Here is a 1,497-nt window from a genome sequence, read left to right as displayed (position 1 = left end):
TGTAGCGCAGTTTTGAAGCCGTCTAGACCGATAGCGCCGAAGTCGTAATCAAGCACGATCTTGTGCGTATCCATACCCGCATATCCCGTGAAGACGAACGGACCTCTTATAGGCAGCGCGGTGCATGATCCCGGGCCGTTGCCGACGCCCAAAATAACGGCATCGTCGTCGCTAACGGTCGTATAGGCATACGATAGACCGAATCCGAAAAACTCGCTAACCGAGACTCTTGCGCCAAACATATCGCCGTCAAGCCTTCTTGGCTCCAGCCCTCCGTCCACGCGCGAGCCTTTGTAGTTAAGATCAAATCCTAGCTTTAAAACCTCGCCTACCGGCACTTTTACGTTCGCCTCGGCAAGATACAGGCTAACGTCGCCGTCTTTTAACGCGTTAGCGGGTTTTACGTCTGTTACCGCTGCGTAAGCGCCGGTTAAAGTAGTATAAGGCAAGGATTTGTTTTGAATATATGCGGAGAAGATATTTTCAAATTTTACGGTGACGGGACCCGTCATATTACCCAGAATCACCCTATCTTTAAACAAAGGAGCTTTTCCCTCGCCTGCCGGAGCGCCCATGGCGGTTTTACTCCTTCCTTGGAATTTATAAAACCATCCGCCCCACAATGTAGTATCGGGGATATCTTTATTGGATATCGCCACGCCCTCGAAAGCCTCTTTAAACGCCCTCGTATAGTTGCCAGCAACGAGCGGAGTTACGACATATTGTCTACCTGCCTTTATATCGGTATTTCCTATGCCGTATCCTAGGTATAATTCCGATAATACCGCACCTTTAGTATACCACTCCTTATCGTAGGCGATCTTATTGCTTGAGCCTACGTGATACGGCATCAACCAGCCCTGTCCGGTAAGCCCTATTCTAAAGCCGTAAAGAGGATCGGTAACGTATCCGAGCTCAAGACCCACGCCGAATGCCTCGTAGTCGTTATCGCCCGTAGCGGCTTCGCCTCTATTATCTACCGTTTTATTGGCGTAAGTGGTCTTTACCGTTCCGCCAAGCTTACCGTTAGTGATCGCTTCGGCCACGCTATCCGCCGCGCTTAGCGAGGATACTGCACATACGCAAACCGCCGCAGCTAAACTTAGTTTGATGAATTTCATTCGAAATCTCCTTTCATAAAGATTTACAAATATTTATAAAATGAATTATATCAAACAATCTCGCTGTTTGCGATAAAAAAGGGGGAAAATTAAAATAAAAATTATGCAACTTTATAAAGATTAAATTAATGAATAGTGAAATTTATCGCCTGATTTATGATTTTATGATTTGGCGAATATTTTCGGCTTGCGTCCCGACCTCAACTAGCGGATAAAAGCGATCAAAACCTCAAAATTTCCAAAATACCAAACCGACCCGCAAGATAGAAATTTTTACAGAAATAAAAGAGTGAAATTCCGCCGCTTTTAAATTTTAAAATTTAAAAAGCTCGTGAAGTCTGCCCGCTGAAATTTCTCTTTAAATTTAAAACGCGGC

1 protein-coding gene is annotated in these 1,497 nt (G+C 45.2%); it reads right to left on the bottom strand.

Annotation, left to right across the window (positions count from 1 at the left end):
- On the bottom strand, positions 1–1,121 hold a 1,121-nt coding region (locus tag Q0198_RS00455; RefSeq protein WP_297893757.1), incomplete at its 3' end, for an OprD family outer membrane porin.
- Positions 1,122–1,497 lie beyond the last annotated feature (376 nt).

This window comes from uncultured Campylobacter sp. (genome assembly GCF_938045205.1).
Classification (GTDB): Bacteria; Campylobacterota; Campylobacteria; order Campylobacterales; family Campylobacteraceae; genus Campylobacter_B.
This window is presented reverse-complemented; position numbering and strand designations above follow the sequence as displayed.